The sequence below is a fragment of the Sphingomonas sp. OV641 genome, assembly GCF_900109205.1.
Lineage (GTDB): Bacteria > Pseudomonadota > Alphaproteobacteria > Sphingomonadales > Sphingomonadaceae > Sphingomonas.
The window spans coordinates 1,984,469-2,001,513 of sequence record NZ_FNZB01000001.1 but is presented as its reverse complement, the minus strand read 5'-3'; the positions used below and the strand labels follow the sequence as shown (position 1 = coordinate 2,001,513).

At 67.7% G+C, this 17,045-nt stretch carries 18 protein-coding genes; 11 read left to right on the top strand and 7 right to left on the bottom strand.

Annotation, left to right across the window (positions count from 1 at the left end; all coding sequences use genetic code 11):
• Window positions 1-45: 45 nt before the first annotated feature.
• Window positions 46-1,215, top strand: coding sequence for a BaiN/RdsA family NAD(P)/FAD-dependent oxidoreductase (locus BMX36_RS09540; protein WP_177179077.1), 1,170 nt, complete (start codon window positions 46-48; stop codon window positions 1,213-1,215).
• A 51-nt stretch (window positions 1,216-1,266) separates the two neighbouring features.
• On the opposite strand, the gene BMX36_RS09535 is transcribed toward BMX36_RS09540, so the two are convergent.
• Window positions 1,267-1,551, bottom strand: coding sequence for a hypothetical protein (locus BMX36_RS09535; protein ID WP_066777554.1), 285 nt, complete (start codon window positions 1,549-1,551; stop codon window positions 1,267-1,269).
• A gap of 215 nt (window positions 1,552-1,766) precedes the next feature.
• Window positions 1,767-3,218, bottom strand: a complete 1,452-nt coding sequence (locus BMX36_RS09530; protein WP_371262842.1) for a peptidoglycan DD-metalloendopeptidase family protein — start codon at window positions 3,216-3,218, stop codon at window positions 1,767-1,769.
• A 217-nt stretch (window positions 3,219-3,435) separates the two neighbouring features.
• Here BMX36_RS09530 and BMX36_RS09525 point away from each other — a divergent pair, with 217 nt between their 5' ends.
• The 7 genes from BMX36_RS09525 (at window position 3,436) to BMX36_RS09495 (ending at window position 9,898) form a co-directional block, all read left to right on the top strand.
• Window positions 3,436-5,910, top strand: coding sequence for a helicase-related protein (locus tag BMX36_RS09525; protein WP_093065457.1), 2,475 nt, complete (start codon window positions 3,436-3,438; stop codon window positions 5,908-5,910).
• Window positions 5,911-5,917: 7 nt separating this feature from the next.
• Entirely contained in the window at window positions 5,918-6,211 is a 294-nt protein-coding gene (locus BMX36_RS09520) for an RNA-binding S4 domain-containing protein (protein ID WP_066777564.1), read from the top strand.
• Window positions 6,212-6,274: 63 nt separating this feature from the next.
• Window positions 6,275-6,616, top strand: coding sequence for a ferredoxin FdxA (fdxA, locus tag BMX36_RS09515; RefSeq protein WP_066777567.1), 342 nt, complete (start codon window positions 6,275-6,277; stop codon window positions 6,614-6,616).
• Between the two features lie 351 nt (window positions 6,617-6,967).
• Entirely contained in the window at window positions 6,968-7,501 is a 534-nt protein-coding gene (locus tag BMX36_RS09510) for a CarD family transcriptional regulator (protein WP_066777570.1), read from the top strand.
• A 155-nt stretch (window positions 7,502-7,656) separates the two neighbouring features.
• Window positions 7,657-8,379, top strand: a complete 723-nt coding sequence (locus BMX36_RS09505) for a GIN domain-containing protein (protein ID WP_177179076.1) — start codon at window positions 7,657-7,659, stop codon at window positions 8,377-8,379.
• Between the two features lie 53 nt (window positions 8,380-8,432).
• The gene (locus tag BMX36_RS09500; RefSeq protein ID WP_093064689.1) at window positions 8,433-9,155 is read left to right on the top strand and encodes a head GIN domain-containing protein; all 723 of its coding nucleotides are present in this window, start codon (window positions 8,433-8,435) and stop codon (window positions 9,153-9,155) included.
• Between the two features lie 41 nt (window positions 9,156-9,196).
• On the top strand, window positions 9,197-9,898 hold the full coding sequence (locus BMX36_RS09495) for a GIN domain-containing protein (protein WP_093064687.1): 702 nt from the start codon (window positions 9,197-9,199) through the stop codon (window positions 9,896-9,898).
• Between the two features lie 180 nt (window positions 9,899-10,078).
• Here the strand turns inward: BMX36_RS09495 and rpmG are convergent, their stop codons facing one another.
• On the bottom strand, window positions 10,079-10,246 hold the full coding sequence (gene rpmG, locus BMX36_RS09490) for a 50S ribosomal protein L33 (RefSeq protein WP_007407030.1): 168 nt from the start codon (window positions 10,244-10,246) through the stop codon (window positions 10,079-10,081).
• A 291-nt stretch (window positions 10,247-10,537) separates the two neighbouring features.
• Between rpmG and BMX36_RS09485 the strand changes: the two genes are divergently transcribed.
• Window positions 10,538-11,092, top strand: a complete 555-nt coding sequence (locus BMX36_RS09485) for a TMEM165/GDT1 family protein (protein ID WP_256210713.1) — start codon at window positions 10,538-10,540, stop codon at window positions 11,090-11,092.
• A gap of 91 nt (window positions 11,093-11,183) precedes the next feature.
• Window positions 11,184-11,681 carry a Dps family protein gene (locus BMX36_RS09480; protein ID WP_093064683.1) on the top strand — a complete coding sequence of 166 codons (498 nt, stop codon included), beginning with the start codon at window positions 11,184-11,186 and terminating at the stop codon, window positions 11,679-11,681.
• Window positions 11,682-11,697: 16 nt separating this feature from the next.
• Here BMX36_RS09480 and BMX36_RS09475 read toward each other — a convergent pair whose 3' ends face one another.
• Entirely contained in the window at window positions 11,698-12,564 is an 867-nt protein-coding gene (locus BMX36_RS09475; RefSeq protein WP_093064681.1) for a metallophosphoesterase, read from the bottom strand.
• Window positions 12,565-12,614: 50 nt separating this feature from the next.
• On the opposite strand from BMX36_RS09475, the gene BMX36_RS09470 reads away from it, so the two are divergent.
• A complete protein-coding gene (locus tag BMX36_RS09470) occupies window positions 12,615-14,207 on the top strand; it encodes a cisplatin damage response ATP-dependent DNA ligase (RefSeq protein WP_093064679.1) in 1,593 nt (530 codons plus the stop codon).
• Between the two features lie 17 nt (window positions 14,208-14,224).
• Here BMX36_RS09470 and BMX36_RS09465 read toward each other — a convergent pair whose 3' ends face one another.
• The 3 genes from BMX36_RS09465 to recQ form a co-directional block, all read right to left on the bottom strand.
• Entirely contained in the window at window positions 14,225-14,620 is a 396-nt protein-coding gene (locus BMX36_RS09465) for a hypothetical protein (protein WP_093064677.1), read from the bottom strand.
• The gene (locus BMX36_RS09460) at window positions 14,617-15,051 is read right to left on the bottom strand and encodes a protein tyrosine phosphatase family protein (RefSeq protein ID WP_093064675.1); all 435 of its coding nucleotides are present in this window, start codon (window positions 15,049-15,051) and stop codon (window positions 14,617-14,619) included. The genes BMX36_RS09465 and BMX36_RS09460 overlap by 4 nt, the downstream gene beginning before the upstream one ends.
• Before the next feature lie 176 nt (window positions 15,052-15,227).
• The gene (gene recQ, locus BMX36_RS09455; RefSeq protein WP_093064673.1) at window positions 15,228-16,994 is read right to left on the bottom strand and encodes a DNA helicase RecQ; all 1,767 of its coding nucleotides are present in this window, start codon (window positions 16,992-16,994) and stop codon (window positions 15,228-15,230) included.
• Window positions 16,995-17,045 lie beyond the last annotated feature (51 nt).

Below are 17,045 nucleotides of genomic sequence, written 5' to 3'. Positions count from 1 at the left end.
ATACCGGCCTGAGCGACATGCCGGCAGAGCCTGAAGGCCCCTCCCATGACCGACTATGACGCAATCGTGCTGGGCGCCGGCGCGGCGGGGCTGATGTGCGCCGCCGTGGCGGGGCAGCGCGGGCGGCGCGTGCTGGTGATCGATCATGCCGAAAAGGCCGGCAAGAAGATCCTGATCTCCGGCGGCGGGCGGTGCAATTTCACCAACATCGGCACCGCGCCCGACCGGTTCCTGTCGGCCAATCCGCATTTCGCGCGCTCCGCGCTCGCCCGGTACACGCCGGCAGACTTCCTGGCGCTGGTCGAGCGCTACGGCATCGCGTGGCATGAGAAGACGCTGGGGCAGTTGTTCTGCGATGGCTCCGCGCGGCAGATCGTCGCCATGCTGCTGGACGAATGCGACAAAGGGCATGTCGATATCGCGTTGGGGCAGGCGATCGGTGCGGTCGATCACGCCGACGGGCGGTTTCGCGTGACCTATGGCGGCCGGGAAGCCAGCGCGGCGGCGCTGGTGATCGCGACGGGCGGGCCTTCGATCCCCAAGATGGGGGCAACCGGCTTCGCTTACGATCTGGCACGGCGCTTTGGGTTGAAAGTGGTGGAGCCGCGGCCGGCGCTGGTGCCGCTGACGCTCAGTGGGGAGGATCCGTTCCGCGCGCTGGCGGGGGTCGCGACCGAGGTGGTAGCCCGCAGCAACAAGGCGCAGTTTCGCGAGGCGATGCTGTTCACGCATCGCGGGCTTTCCGGGCCGGCGGTGCTGCAGGTGTCCTCATACTGGCGGCATGGCGAGCCGATCACGGTGGATCTGCTGCCGGGGCATGACGAGGGGTGGCTACGCGCCGCCAAGCGCGCGACGCCGCGTGCGGGGGTGACGAAGCTGCTGGCGGGCGCGATGCCGCAGCGGCTGGCCGACGCGCTGGCGCAGCAGCTGGGCGTCGGCGGCGAGCTGGCGAACCTGCCTGATGCGAAGCTCGCCGCCGCGGAGCAGCGGCTGGCGGCGTGGCGGTTTGAGCCGAACGGCAGCGAGGGATTCGCCAAGGCCGAGGTGACGGTGGGCGGGGTATCTACCGCGGACCTGTCGTCGCAGACGATGGAGGCGCGGCGAGTGCCGGGGCTGCACGTGATCGGCGAGGCGGTGGACGTTACCGGCTGGCTGGGCGGATATAACTTTCAATGGGCCTGGGCGAGCGGCTGGGCGGCCGGGCAGGCGGTGTAGCGGGATTCTCGGGAGAGGATTACTGATTTCCGGATAACCGCGATCGGGAGGTTAGCTGCCCGTCCCCGTTGAGCGGCGAACGAGAAAGCGCAGGCCGCCACCAACCACGTAGCCCGCGCTCGCACCGAGGCTGGGCCACAGGGGTCCAAACATGAAATCCAGCGCGCTGGTCGAACGCAAACTTTCAGGATGCTGCCATTGCCAGAAGGCGACGTAAGCGATCATGGCGATAGGGACGATCCATAGGATGGTGCAGCCAACGCGCCCGTTCGGCGAGAAAAGCCCGATCAGCAACCCGACAACAACCCCGGCAATGAGCATGGCTTCTATGGTCATAGCTGTAGCGTAGCACGTTCTTCTTCGTCCGCTATTGGGCGACTTCTGCCACTCTCTCCATCGTCATCCCCGTGGAGGCGGGGATCCATAAACTATGGACCTCACGAGAGAAGCGGGCGCTGCGTTTATGGATTCCCGCCTTCGCGGGAATGACGGGACTGGGCGGCGTCAGCGCTACGTCTGGCGGTGCGGGCAGGCGCGCTTGCGCCCGCGCGTCAGTTCGCCGCTGGTACCGCCAGCAGGTTCGCAACCTTTGCCTTGAACGCGCGCAGTTTTTGGCCGGAGAGTGTCGCGACGCTCGACAGGGAGATGGAACGCGGGTTTACCGTCTTGCCGTTCTTCCACACTTCCCAATGAAGGTGCGGGCCGGTGGACAGGCCGGTGGAGCCGACATAGCCAATCACCTGGCCGCGCGACACCGACTGGCCCGGGCGCACGGCGATGCGGCTCATATGGCCATAGCCGCTCGAGACGCCGCCCGAGTGATTGAGCTTCACGAAATTGCCATAGCCGCGGTTGCGGCCGGCCATCACCACGCGGCCCTCAATGGGAGCGTAGATCGGCGAGCCGTGCGGGGCGGCGAGATCCATCCCCTTGTGCATGCGCAGGAAGCCGAGCAGCGGATGGCGGCGCATGCCGTAAGTGGAGGAGACGCGACCGGCGACCGGCATGCCCATGAAGCCGCGGCGCTCGGACTGGCCGTTGGCATCCCAGAACTGGCCGCCATTGCCGTCGCCATCCTCCCAGCGGACGAGGCGCAGCTTCTTTCGGCCCTGATCCAGCCCGGCATATTGCAGCTGTCCGACCTGAACCTCTCCGGTCGCGGCGCGGGCGTGATCGGCGATGATGTCGAACCGGTCGCTCGCGTCGATCGCGCCGATCGAGGTGCGGGCGGCGATGGTCTTGATATAGGCTTCGACCAGCTTGGCGGGCGCGCCGGCGGCGCGGGCCGAGCGGTAAAGGCTGGAGCCGACCAGCCCCTGGATGCGCAGCGGCGTGCGATCAATGGCGATCGGGCGCCGCTCCAGCGTCAGCCCGTCACCCTGGCGATGCACGGCGAGGTTGAGATCGAAGCGCGCGCGAAAGGCGATCTTTTCCAGCGGCCGGGCGGCGCGGCGATCGTGCCGACGGCCAAGCGTCAGGTCGAGCACGGTGCCCGGCTTCAGATCGCCCAGCGCCACCTCGCCCGCGACCAGATCCGCAACGCGCGCCGCATCGCTACGGCCGACACCAGCGCGTTGCAGCGCCGCGCCGAAGCTGTCGCCGCTGCCCAGCGTTGCGGTGAGTTCGATGATCGGCCGCTCCGGCGTCTCGGCCAAAGGACGGACCAGATCGTTGGCGGCCATGCGCCGGCCGGTGGAAGCGCCAAGGCCGAGCGGCGCGATGGAGAGCGTGCGCGCTTCCTCCCGCTCCGCCGAGGTCATGGTGGTGGTGATGAAGCCCGGGATCGGCTGAATGCCCGGCGCGGTCAGCAATGCGGCGGCAATCAGGCCGGTGCACGTGGCAAGGCCGCGCCACCACGTGCCGCTGCCGATGCGGGCGCCGAGATCGGGAACCCACTCCACCTCATGAAGCGTGCTGCGCAGATGATCGCGCCAGGACAGATTGCGCGTCGGCGCGACGGCACGGCCGAACCCGCGCGCACCCGCGCCACCGGCCAGTTCCAACCCAGGCTGCTCTCGCAAGAACACGGCGAGTATGAGCGCTCCCAAACGCAACAATTCGCCGATCCACCCCCGGCGCAGGCCCGAGCGTTGTGGCGGCAAGACCCTAAAGTCAAATTAACCCGGCGGCTTAGCGGCCGCGTTGCGCCGAACCGTTCGGCACCTGCGCCGGAAGGGAATGGTTGATTCGCGGCGGCTGTCGCCCGATGTTGTCCCCACCATGGCTCGCCACGACAATGCCCGCGTCACAGCGGTTCTGGGGCCGACCAATACCGGCAAGACCCACCTCGCGGTCGAGCGGATGGTCGCGCATTCATCGGGAATGATCGGCTTTCCCCTGCGGCTGCTGGCACGGGAGGTCTATGATCGCGTGGTGGCCATGAAGGGCGCGAACCGCGTCGCGCTGATCACCGGCGAGGAGCGGATCGTTCCGAAGGACGCGCGCTGGTTCCTGTGCACGGCCGAAAGCATGCCGGTGGATCGCGACGTCGCCTTTGTCGGGATCGACGAGGCGCAGCTTGGCGCAGACGCGGAGCGGGGGCACGTGTTCACCGACCGGCTGCTGCACGCGCGCGGGCGCGAGGAAACCATGATCCTCGGCTCGGCCGCGCTGAAGCCGGTGGTCCGATCCCTGGTGCCAGGCGTGGAGATCGTGGAGCGACCGCGCTTTTCCGACCTTTCCTATGCCGGGGCGAAGAAGATCAGCCGGCTGCCGCGGCGATCGGCGATCGTCGCCTTCAGCGCCGAGGAGGTCTATCTCGTCGCCGAGATGCTGCGCCGGCTGCGCGGCGGGGCGGCGGTGGTGATGGGCGCGCTTTCCCCGCGCACCCGCAATGCGCAGGTCGCCATGTTTCAGGCGGGCGAGGTGGATTACCTGGTCGCGACCGATGCGATCGGCATGGGCCTCAACATGGATGTGGCGCATGTGGCGTTCGCCGGGCTGCACAAGTTCGACGGACGGCGCCGGCGCCGGCTGACCATTTCCGAAATGGCGCAGATCGCCGGGCGCGCGGGCCGGCACCAGCGCGACGGCACGTTCGGAGCCGTGGCGGAGGAGGGGCCGGAAGCGTTCCTGCCCGAGGAGGTGCTGGCGATCGAGGCGCATCGCTTCCCCACGCTGGACTGGATGTTCTGGCGCGATGGCGATCCTGACCTGTCGAGCATCGATTCGCTGCTCGCCTCGCTCAGCGCGCCGCCGCAGCATGAGACGTTGCGCGCCGCGCCCGAATCGGTCGACCTTGCCGTGCTGCGCCGGCTGGCCGAGGATCCGGCGATCCGGGCACAGGCGCGCGGGCAGGTGGATCGCCTGTGGGCGGTATGCGGCATTCCCGATTTCCAAAAGCTGGGCGTGGAGCCGCATGCCCGCTTCGTTGCCCGCGTGTTCGGGCATCTTTCCGAAGGATATCTGCCGCACCAATGGTTTGCCGACGAAGTGGCGCGGCTCGACCGGGTGGACGGCGATGTGGAGATCATCGCCGGCCGCGTCGCCGCGATCCGTACCTGGGCCTATATCGCGCAGCGAGGTGACTGGCTGGCCGATCCGCAGCATTGGGCGGCGCGCACCATGGCGGTGGAGGAGCGGCTGTCCGATGCGCTGCACACCAGCCTGACGCAGCGCTTCGTAGACAAGCGAACCAGCGTGCTGATGAAACAGATCGGTGCTGGCGCGGGCGCGCTGCCGGTGGAGATCGGCGCCGAGGGCGAAGTGACGATCGACACGCACTCGATCGGGCATCTCCAGGGCTTTCGCTTCGTCGTGGCGCCCGATGCGCGCGCGTCGGACAAGCGCCTGTTGCTGGCGACGGCGGAAAAGCAGCTGACGCGCGAGCGTGCGACGCGTGGCCAGGCGCTGAGCCAGGCGGAGAATGCGGCCTTCGCGCTGACCGACGGCGGCACCGTCATTTGGCAGGACCATCCGGTCGCCCGACTGGTGCGCGGGCGGTCGCTGGCGCGGCCCGCCGTTCAGCTGGACGAGGCGCTCGATTGCCTCGACCCCGCGCTGCGCCGCTCGGTGACTGCGCGAATCCAGGCATGGGTGGATGATGCCGTGAAGGCACAGCTTCCCGTGCTGGCGACGCTGGCCGAGATGGCGCGCGATGCGGCGGCCACGCCCGCGCTGCGCAGTGTCGCCGCCGCGATCGAGGCTGGCGGCGGGCTGGCGCAGCGGCTGCCGGTGCGCGGCGCGGTGGAGGCGCTGACGCCGCACGACCGGCACCGGCTGCGCAAGGCAGGCGTGACGATCGGCGCGCTTGACCTGTTCGATCCCCGAATGCTGAAACAGCGCGCGCGCGCGTGGCGCGAGGCGGTGCTAGCGGCGGCGGGCGCGCAGGTGCCCGATGCGCCGCGCGAGGGAGCGACGGTGCTGCCGCGCGGCGCGCGCGGTGCGACGCTTGCCGCCGGCTTTCGCCCGCTGGGGGCACAGGCGGTGCGCGTCGACCTGGTGGAGCGGATCGCGCGATCGGCGCATGATGCCCGCCCCAAGGGCCAAGGTGCGCGTGCGCCCTTCCTGCCCGATCCGGCGCTCGCCACCTCCATCGGGCTGGAGCCGGGGACGGTTGCGCGGCTGATGGTGGAACTGGGTTTCCGCCCCGCTACGGAAGGCCGCTGGGCATGGCGCGGGCGACCGGCGGCCAAGGTGGCGCGGCCGCGACCCGACAACGCCTTTGCCGCGCTGGCGGAGCTGGCCTTTGACTGAGGCGAGCATGCGCCTGGACCGTTTCTTGTGGTTCACGCGACTCGCCAAAACGCGCGAGGTGGCGCAGGCAATGGCGGTGGACGGGCGGCTGCGCATCAACGGGCGGCCCGTCGACCGAGCCCATGCGCCGGTGCGAATCGGCAATGTGCTGACCTTCTTCAAGGCGGGATCGGTGCACGTCCTGCGCGTGGAGGCCCTGCCGCAGCGCCGCGGACCTGCGCCCGAGGCGCGGCTGTGCTATCGTGATCTGGAAGCAGGCGCGGTCGCCGCGAACGAATCGCAGAAGAGCGACGGCGATTGACGCTGGCAGGCGGCCCGAATAGCAGCGGCCCCCAGTCTGCCGATCGAAGGAGTTTTGCCGGCCATGACCTATGTCGTCACCGACGCGTGCATCCGTTGCAAATATATGGATTGCGTCGAGGTGTGTCCGGTCGACTGCTTCTATGAGGGCGAGAACATGCTCGTCATCAATCCAAGCGAATGCATCGATTGCGGCGTGTGCGAGCCCGAATGCCCGGCCGAGGCGATCCTGCCCGATACGGAAAACGGTCTGGAACAGTGGCTGGAGCTGAACGCCACCTTCTCCGGCCAGTGGCCCAATGTCACGCGCAAGCTCGACCAGACGCCGGCCGATGCCGACGAGCACAAGGGCGAGGAAGGCAAGTACGACAAGTATTTCTCCGCCGAACCCGGCACCGGGGATTGAGCGGCGGCTGCCCGGCCGCCTCATTTCCATAGGTAAAGCCCGCCATTGATCGGCGGGCTGCGCAGTGCCAGCCTGATGGCTGATACATGTCGATCCCGCCGGCCGATCCAGCCGAGTGAACCGCATGGTCCATGCACGACCATGGGAAAGCGCAGATATGCCAGCGATACTGACTCATCTGCGCTGGTAATATTGTTGCAACTCTGCTATATACTCCCGCGACGGACGCATTGACCTAGCGCGTCCGCTGGAGACGCTAACCCTTCACGTCATGATGGATGGGCTCAGGCGGGCGGAAACGTCCGTATGGTTGTGCCGATGGCGTGATTCAACCCGGAGGATCCGGTTCCTATGGCTGCCAAGGCGCTGCATTTCGACGTCGGAGATTATGTTGTTTACCCGAAGCACGGTGTCGGCCGTGTGATCGAGCTGCAGAAACAGGAAATTGCCGGCATGCAGCTCGAACTGTACGTGCTGCGCTTCGAAAAGGAAAAAATGACGCTCCGCGTGCCGACCAACAAGGCCGAGAGCGTGGGGATGCGCAAGCTGTCGTCGGACAAGACGATGCGCGAAGCGATGGAAACGCTGAAGGGCAAGCCCAAGGTCAAGCGCACCATGTGGTCGCGCCGCGCGCAGGAATATGAAGCGAAGATCAACTCGGGCGACCTCGTGTCGATCGCCGAAGTGGTCCGCGACCTGTTCCGTGCCGATGACCAGCCCGAGCAGAGCTATTCCGAGCGGCAGATCTTCGAGGGGGCTTGCAGCCGTCTCGCCCGTGAGCTTGCCGCGATGGAGCAGATCGACGAGCCGGCCGCGCAGGAGAAGATCCTCGAGATCCTCCGCCAGGCTGCGGCGATCTACAACAAGGACAAGGTGCCGGCCTGACGCCGCGCGGGAGCTTCTGGCTCCTGCACCTGATCGTCTGATCGAAAAGGGGCGGTCCCGCTGGGGCCGCCCCTTTTTCGTGCCCGTCGCCTTCTTGTGTTTACATCTGTAGTTCGCAAGGTGTATTAGACGGCAAATACACCAGGGAGATGATCATGCGTCCGACGGCCTATCTGCTCACCCTCATGCTTGGCGTCGCGGCAACGGGCGCCCAGGCAGAAGAAATCGCCGGGCAGCGGGAGGGGGATGCGCTGATCTATCGCGTTGGCGATTTCGACAGTGTCGGGCTTGGCACCTCGGCCACGGTGGACGTGCGGGTCGGCCCATCCTGGTCGGTGCGTGTCAACGGGCCGGCAGAGGCGGTGGCGCGCCTGAAGATCGATCGCGAAGGGCGCGCGCTCAGCATTCGCCCGCGCAACAATTGGCGCAACAACCGCTCGGCGGCGGATCAGCAGGTCCGCGTCAGCATCACCATGCCCCGACTGGCGAGTGCCAGCATCGGGGGCTCCGGCCGGATGACGGTGGACCGGGTGACGGGTGAGAGCCTGCGCGCCAGCGTGGGCGGATCGGGCAGCCTGTCGCTCGGCACGGTGGCAGTGGGCGACCTGGCGGTATCGATCGGCGGATCGGGCGACATTTCAGCCGCGGGCCGCGCCGAGCGCCTGACAGTGCGCAATAGCGGATCCGGCAGGTTCGCCGCGCCTGATCTCCGGGCAAGAAGCGCCACCGTTTCCGCGGCAGGATCGGGCCGCGTGCGCGCCCTGGTCGATGGTCCCGCCACCGTGTCGCTGGCCGGCAGTGGGGTGGTCGAATTGGGCAAGGGCGCGCGCTGCACCGTGCGACGCGCAGGGAGCGGCCGGGCGATCTGCGGCGGCTGAGACTTGCCGAACGCCGCTGCGTGTATTAGTGTAGCAATACACAGGAGGATGTTATGCGCGGTTCGGCTTTGGCTCTCTTGATCCCGTTGGCGGCATGTGGCGTCTGGTCGGGCGATGACGATACGCCCAGCATTGCCGGCACCGGCAGCGGAAACGAGCGCAGCTATGCCGTCGCTGACTTTTCCAGCATCGACCAGCGCGGACCTGACGACGTGGACGTTCGCGTCGGAACCGGATTTTCCGTGCGGGCGGAGGGCGAGCCCGACGTGCTTTCGCGCGTGAAGATCGCCAAGGATGGCGACCGTCTGCTGATCACCCGGCAGGGCAGCGGGATCAACTGGAGCTCGGGCTCGGTAAAGATCTACGTCACCATGCCGCGCATCGAGGCGGCGCGGCTGGCAGGATCAGGCGACATCGCGGTGGACCGGATCGAGGGCGCCAAGTTCGACGGCAGCATTGCAGGCTCGGGCACGCTGGACCTCGGCCGAGTGGGCGTCGACCAGCTTGAGCTTTCGATCGCCGGCTCTGGCAGTGCGAAGGCGGCGGGCGAAGCGGATGCGCTGGCGGTGAACATCGCGGGCTCTGGCGACGTGGAGGCGGCGGGGCTGCGTGCCGCCAGTGCCGATGTGAACATCGCGGGTGCTGGCAACATCCGCGCGGTGGTGAACGGACCCGCCAAAGTGGCCATCATGGGAGCGGGCGATGTTGACCTCGGCCCGCAGGCGAAGTGCGAGATCACCAAGGTCGGCGCTGGCGACGTGCGCTGCGGCGGCTGAGCCCTTGCGCGCGGCTGGTGGTTGGTGCGACTGACCGCGCCATGATCGCGCGCTTTTTATGTCTTCTGCTGCTCCTGGCGGCTGTGCCAGCGGCCGCGGCGGATCGGGTCGTCTCCGTCGGCAGTTTCGAGCGGGTACGCGTTGACGGCCCCTTTGAGGTGCGGATCGTCACCGGCGCTTCGCCGGGCGCGACGATCAAGGGCGATCGCGACCTGATCGAGCGGGTCGCGATCGCGGTGAATGGCGCGACCCTAACCGTTCGGATGGGCTCGGGCGGTTGGGGCGAGCGATTCGCCAAGGCCAATGCCGCGGCGGCGATCATCACCCTTTCCACGCCGCGCCTAGGCAATCTGGCAGTGTCCGCCGGGGCGCGCACCACCGTCAATCGCATGGCCGGGCAGCAGGTGGCGGTCGCCGTCCATGGTGCCGGCAGCCTGACGATCGACCGGATCGAGGCCGATCAGTTCACCGCATCGCTGCTGGGCTCCGGGGCGCTGACGGTCGCCGGGCAGGCGAATCGGGCGCGGCTGAGCAGCGACGGAACCGGTACCATCGACGCGGCCAAACTGGCGGTGAAAGATTTGACGGTGCAACTGAACGGCCTGGGTGAAACCACGGCAATGGCGCGTCAAACCGCGCAGGTCACCACGACCGGGTTGGGCAGGGTCATCATCACCGGGCCGGCGAAATGTACCGTGCGCGCGGCGGCGGGCGGGCCAGTGGTCTGCGGGACGCGCAAATAGCCACAGCCGCCCGATCGTCCGATCAGGCGGGGCTGATGCCGTTCCGCGTGAAGCGCCTGCGTTCGTCAGGCCGATTCAGCGGACCGTGACTGAGCACGAATCACCGTCGGCGCCGACGCAAGGGAGCAATCCGATACCGTCGGCGAACGCAGTTCGTGCGCGTTCGCCGATCACGTCGGATTACTTGATCTTTGCTTCCTTGAACTCGACGTGCTTGCGCACGACGGGATCATACTTGTTGAAGCTCAGCTTTTCCGTCTTGGTACGGGGGTTCTTCTTGGTGACATAGAAGAAGCCGGTGTCAGCCGAGCTGACGAGCTTGATCTTGACGGTGGTCGGCTTTGCCATGACCCGCGAATCCTGTTCTTGAAGCGAAACAAAAAATAGCGGCGAGCGTGGGCGCGCCGCTTTCAGAGGCGGGCGCATGCAGGATCATCGTCGGAAAGTCAAGCCGAGGGCGGCTTTAACGGCACCTTCATGCCGATCCCGCACGAGCGAACCGACGCCCGAGTAGCCCGTGCCGCATGGCGTCTGCATAAGGGGAATATGCGTGAGCAACAACAAGGCAGGGATGTGCTCGCCGCGCTGCGATCGGCGGGCGGCGCACGCCGGATCTGATCGGCGCCCATGGACGCGCTGATGGCAGCCCTGGTGCTGGGCGCGATATGCCAGGCCGGCGACAAGACGCCGTGGCTGGCGGCGATTCTCGCCGACCGGTTTCGCGTACCGGCGGTCGTGATCGGCGCCACGGCGGTCGCGCTCGCCGGCAATTACACGCTGGGTGTGGTGGGGGCGATTATCCTTGCCCCGCTGTTGTCCCAGGAAGCGTGCCTGCTGCTACTGGCGCTCGCCCTGGTGCTGGCCGCGCTGAGCACCACCATCCGCTCCCGATCGCCCGACCGGCTGGAGGGATGGCGCCTGGGAGCACCGGGCACGAGCACGCTCGGCCTGGCGATCATGATCTTCGGCGATCGGATGCAGTTCATCGTCCTGGCGCTCGCCGCGCGGAGCGAGCTGCCCTGGCTGGCGGCGGTTGGCGGGACGATCGGTGCGCTGGCGATCACCATCCCCGCGACGCTGATGGGGGAACGCCAATGGCTTGCGCTGCCGCAGCGCGCGATCCGCCTTGTCTCCGCGCTTATGCTGGGCGTGGCGGGGATCGTCATCGGCCTGTCAGCGATGCGGCTGATCTGAGCCAAATTTGGGCGGGAGGTCGGATGCGTTGGGAGCGATTCCGCGATCGAACCGTTAACGCAACGAAGCCTAATTTCTGGAGCGCCCAACCGTGTCCGATATTGCCCCCGACCTGAAGACCCCGTCCGATCTGCGCCGCAACGACACCCGATCGGTTGCCGACGCGCTGAACGCCGCGCTGGCGGATTGCTATGCGCTGTACCTCAAGACCAAGAACTTCCACTGGCATGTCTCAGGCCCGCATTTCCGGGATTATCACCTGTTGCTGGACGATCAGGCGACGCAGATCCTGGGTGTGACCGACGCCATCGCGGAGCGTGTGCGCAAGACGGGCAATGTGACGCTGCGTTCGATCGGGGACATTTCGCGTCGCCAGACGATCACCGACAATGATCGCGATTTCGTCCCGGCGGGCGAGATGCTGAGCGAATTGCGTGATGATAATCTGAAGCTCGTGGAAAGCTTCCGCGTGGTGAAGGACGCCGCCGATGCGGCGAAGGACAATGCCACCAGCGGCATCGTGGACGAATGGACCGATCAGGCGGAGGAGCGTGCCTGGTTCCTGTTCGAGGCGAGCCGCAAGGCCTGAGGCGCGCCCGATATGCTCAGCGGCTGGCGCGGGGCGCCGGCCGCTGCGTGCCGTGCAGCCGAAGCAGCCAAACGTCCGGTGGCGCGCCCAGCCGCAGCGGCAACATGCTGGTACCGAGGCCGGCACCGACCACCACCGTTCGCTGCCCCTCTCGGACGATCCCGCAGGCGTAGCGCCGGCCATGGCGCGCCGGTATCCATAAGGCGCCAACCAGCGGCAGGACCACCTGGCCGCAATGCGTGTGCCCGGCGAGCAGCAACGATATGTCAGCGGGCATTTCCGGTGCGAGATCCGGGGAGTGCGTAAGGAGCAGGCGCGCGCCGGGAAGCGCGCGTAGCTGCCGCGCCGTTTCCGCCAATCGATCATGGCCGCTATAGTCGTCGCCCACGCCCCCTACCGCCAAAGGCCCGCGGCGCACCGCGGCATTTTCCAGCACGGTGACGCCGGCGCGGCGAAGCGCGGCCGTCACGCCGGCCGGATCGCTGTCATTATCGTGATTGCCGAGTACGGCGATCGTTCCGAGCGGCGGGCGGAGCCGTCGGAAGGCCCGGGTGAGCGCCGGCGCCGCCGCGTGCGCCGTTTGCGCCTCATGCCCATGGATGAAGTCACCGGCGATCAGCGCGAGGTCCGGGCGTTCGGCCGCGATCTGATCCATCACCCGCACGAGCCGCGCGGGCGACATGGCGCCGCCACCGACATGAATGTCGCTCGCCAGCGCCACCGTGATCGGCGGTGCGCCGGCGGGCCAATCGGGAAGTGCGATTGAGCCGCGCCGCACCACGGCAGGGCCATGCGCCTCGCGCCAGGCATGAACGATCAGCCCGACGCCGGCGATAGCGGTCAGCAACAGGATCAGGAGCGTGGTGCGGAGCGCGCGAGTCATCAATGCTCGCTAGCCGGAGCGCATCGGCCACGCCAAGCGTTGCACCATCCATGCACGCCTTCGCGCAGCTACTCGACTCGCTGATCTACACCCGCTCGCGCAATGCGAAGCTGAAGCTCATCGGAGACTATCTCCGCACCACGCCCGATCCCGACCGCGGCTGGGCGATGGCGGCGCTGACGGGCGACCTCGACATTGCCGGGGTGAAGCCGGCGGTGATCCGGGGGCTGATCGAGGAACGGGTTGATCCCGTGCTGTATCGCATGAGCCGCGACTTCGTAGGCGATTCGGCGGAAACCATCGCCCTGCTGTGGCCGGCGCCGGATCTGCCCGACAAGCCGGAGCCGCTGTCGGTAGCGAGGGTGATCGACCGGCTGATGCACCTGTCGCGCAGCGAGGCGCCGGGCGCGCTGGCGCAGATGCTGGACGTGCTGGATGCCGAGGAGCGCTTTGCGCTGCTGAAGATGGCGACCGGCGCGCTGCGCGTCGGTGTCTCGGCGCGGCTTGCCAAACAGGCGCTGGCGGATGCGTTCGGCATCGACGTGGATGCGGTGGAGGAGGTGTGGCACGGGATCGAGCCGCCCTACGCCAGCCTGTTCGCCTGGGCCGAGGGGCGCGGCGAGCAGCCGACGGCGGACAATGTGCCGGTGTTCCGCCCCTTCATGTTGGCGCATCCGCTGGAGGACCTGCGCGTCGACCTTTCCGATTATGCCGCGGAATGGAAATGGGACGGCATCCGGGTGCAGATCGTTCATCTGGCCGGGGAGACGCGGCTTTACAGCCGCACCGGCGATGATGTGACCCGCGCCTTTCCCGATGTCGCATCCGCCTTTGCCGAACATGGCGTGGTGGATGGCGAGCTACTGGTGCGCGGCGAGGCGCAGGGCGGCACGCTAGAGGAAGGCGGCGGCGCGGCGAGCTTCAACGCGCTGCAGCAGCGGCTGGGCCGCAAGGTGGTTTCGCCCAAGATGCTGGACGAGGCGCCCGCTTTCGTTCGCCTGTACGACATTTTGTTCGACGGGGCGGAGGATTTGCGCGCTTTGCCGTGGCATGAGCGCCGGGCGCGGCTGGAGCTCTTCGCCGAGCGGCTGAACCCGGACCGCTTCGACGTCAGCGCGCTGATCGAGGCAGAGGATTTCACCGAGCTTGAAGGCATCCGTGCCGGCGCGCGCGATGCGGCGATCGAAGGCGTGATGCTGAAGCGGCGGGACGCGCCCTATGTACCCGGTCGGCGCGCTGGCCTGTGGTACAAGTGGAAGCGCGATCCGCTGACCGCCGATTGCGTGATGATGTATGCGCAGCGCGGCAACGGGCGGCGATCGTCCTTTTACAGCGATTATACGTTCGGGTGCTGGACCGAGGACGGCGAGCTGCTGCCGGTGGGCAAGGCCTATTCCGGCATCACTGACGAGGAGCTGCGGCAACTCGACAAGTTCGTGCGGACGCACACGCTCAACCGCTTTGGCCCGGTACGCGAGGTGGAAAAGACGCTGGTGCTGGAAGTGGCGTTCGATTCGATCCACGCGTCCAAGCGGCACAAGTCGGGCGTGGCGATGCGCTTTCCCCGGATCTCGCGCATCCGGACGGACAAGCCGGCGGCGGAGGCGGATACGCTGGCGGCGTTGCAGCGGCTGGTGACCTGATCCGGCGCGTGGGCGGATCAGCCGCGGGTCAGTTGCGGTGCGAGGCGGCGGACATCGAGATTGTCGACTTCCGCGATCAGCACCGTGCCGAGCCGCCAGTCCCCGGTAGCCACCAAAAGCCCCTCGCGCGTGGCGCGCACATCGCCCCAGACGATCTCGCGCGCCGCCGCCTCGGCGCGGCGCATCTTGACGACCGCGACCCGCAGGCCTTCTCCGAAGACGAGCGCCGCCTGTCCATCGCGCCCAACCGCTGCCGAGAGCGGGACGAAGCCGGTGAGCGCTTCGCCGGCGGCCTGCATTGCCTCTTCGGGCGTATGGAGGCGACTCCCCCCGCCGCGTCGCAGCAGCCAGAAGGCCGCAGTGCCCAGCGCGATCACCGTGGCGAGCGCCGCGCCCGCCAGGATCCCGATCATTTGGGAGGCGCCACCGCGTCCATCAGCGGGCGCAGGCCCGTGATGTCATAGCCCGCACCGAGTGCGCTGGCAGTCAGCGCGTCCGCATCGCCGCCAAGCCCGGCCTGCGACAAGGCCCACAGGTTGCAGGAGCGCGTGCCCGAGCGGCAATAGGCCAGCACCGGGCCGTTCGCGGCACCCAGCGCGTCGATCATCGCGGTTACCTGCGGCATCGAAAAACCGGCATGGGTGATCGGGATCGCGGTATAGGACAGGCCATGATCCTCCGCCGCGGCGCGGATCGCATCGCCGCCGGGCTGGCCATCTTCCTCGCCGTCCGGGCGATTGTTGACGATGGCGACGAACCCGGCCGCCTTGATCGCGGGGATATCTTCCGGGTCAATCTGCGGGGCGACGGAGATACGATCATCGATACGGCGAATGTCGAGCATGATGCGCAGATAGCGCAGGTTGGCGCGGGGGAGAACCGGTTCGCCGGCTGAATTTACCCCTCTCCGTAATTGCCGCAAAAGCGGCGATACAGGGCCGCTGCGGTCGCCGCTCCTCCGGTGGACCTTCGCCTATGGTACCCGCCTGCGCGGGGGTGACGCGCGATATTGGGAGGGGCCTAGTTCTCGCGAATCACGCGGAGGAACGCCTCGCCATAGGCATCCAGCTTGCGCTGTCCGACTCCGGTGAGGTGCGCCATCGCGGACAGCGAGCCGGGGCGTCGCGCTGCCATTTCGCGCAGCACCGAATCATGGAAGATCACATAGGGCGGCACGCCGGCCTCCTGCGCCAGCTCGCGCCGGCGGGTGCGCAGCGCCTCGAACAGTGCATCGCCGACCGGATTGGGTGTTGCGTCGCCGCCGCGCCGCCGCCGTTCGCGCTTGGGCGGAACCACCAGCGACAGCGTGTCCTCGCCTTTTATCAGCGCGCGGGCGGCAGGGCCGAACTCGAGCCCGCCGTGCGGATTGGTCCGCAGCGCGTCGCGCAGCAGGAGCGCGCGGCCGACCGGTTTCAGCAGCGCCGCTTCATCGCCCGACACGATGTTCCATACCGACAGCGCCTCATGCCCGTTCATCAGGCTGCGGTCGGAGGATTTTCCGGTCAGCACCGTTTCGATGTAGGTCGCGCCGAAGCTTTGCCCCGTTCGGAATACGGCGGAGAGATATTTGCGTGCCGTCTCGGTCGCGTCGATCGCCGCGGGCGGGGACAGGCAATTGTCGCAATTGCCGCAGCGTTCGGGCGGATGCTCTCCGAAATGCGCCAGGAGGATGCGGCGGCGGCATCCCGCCGTCTCGACCAGCGCGCCCAGCGCATTGAGGCGGGCACGCTCGCCCGGCTGGCGCTGCGGATCCAGCTCGGCGATACGCTGACGCGCGCGGGCGAAATCCTCCGCGCCCCAGAAGAGATGCGCGACGGAGGGATCGCCATCGCGCCCCGCGCGGCCGGTTTCCTGATAATAGGCCTCGATCGACTTTGGCAGGCCGGCGTGGGCCACGAACCGTACGTCCGGCTTGTCGATCCCCATGCCGAAGGCGACCGTGGCGACGATCACCATGTCCTCGCTTTCGACGAACTTCGCCTGGTTGCGGCGGCGGACCTCAGGGTCCAGCCCGGCGTGATAGGCGCGCACCGGGCGGCCAGTCGCGGTGCGCAGCGCGTCGGCCAGCTTCTCCGTTCCGGCGCGGGTCTGGGCATAGACGATGCCGGGGCCGGGCGTGTCGCGGATCAGGTCCGCGATTTGCCGCGTCGTATTGTCGCGCGTGGAAATGGCGTAGCGAATGTTTGGCCGATCGAAGCCGGCGACGATCATTCCGTCCGCGCCGATCCCGAGCTGTTCGAGAATGTCGGCGCGGGTGTGTTCGTCGGCAGTGGCGGTCAGCGCCAGCCGCGGCACATCGCCGTAGCGGTCGAGCAATGGTCGGAGCAGGCGATAATCGGGCCGGAAATCATGGCCCCACTCGCTGACGCAATGCGCCTCGTCGATGGCGAACAGCGCGACACGCCCTCGATCGAGCAGCTCGCGGAAATCCGCGGTCGAGGCGCGTTCCGGCGCGACGTACAAGAGGTCCAGCGTGCCATCGAGAAAACGGCCGCGCGTCTCGGCCTTGTTCTCGTCGACGCTGGTGAGGGTGGCCGCCCGGATCCCCACCGCCTCTGCGGCGCGGAGCTGATCATGCATCAATGCGATCAGCGGCGACACGACGATGCAAGTGCCGTCCAGCATGGTGGCAGGAAGCTGATACGTCAGCGACTTGCCGGCGCCGGTCGGCATCACCGCGAGCGTCGATTGCCCGGCCAGCACCCGATCCACCACCTGGCGCTGCACACCGCGGAAATCGGGGAAACCAAACAGCTTCTGGAGGGCGGGAACGGGATCAACAGCCATTCCGCTTGGCTCTAGGCCCGCTGGATCGCAGCGGCAACCGGCGGAGTTCCG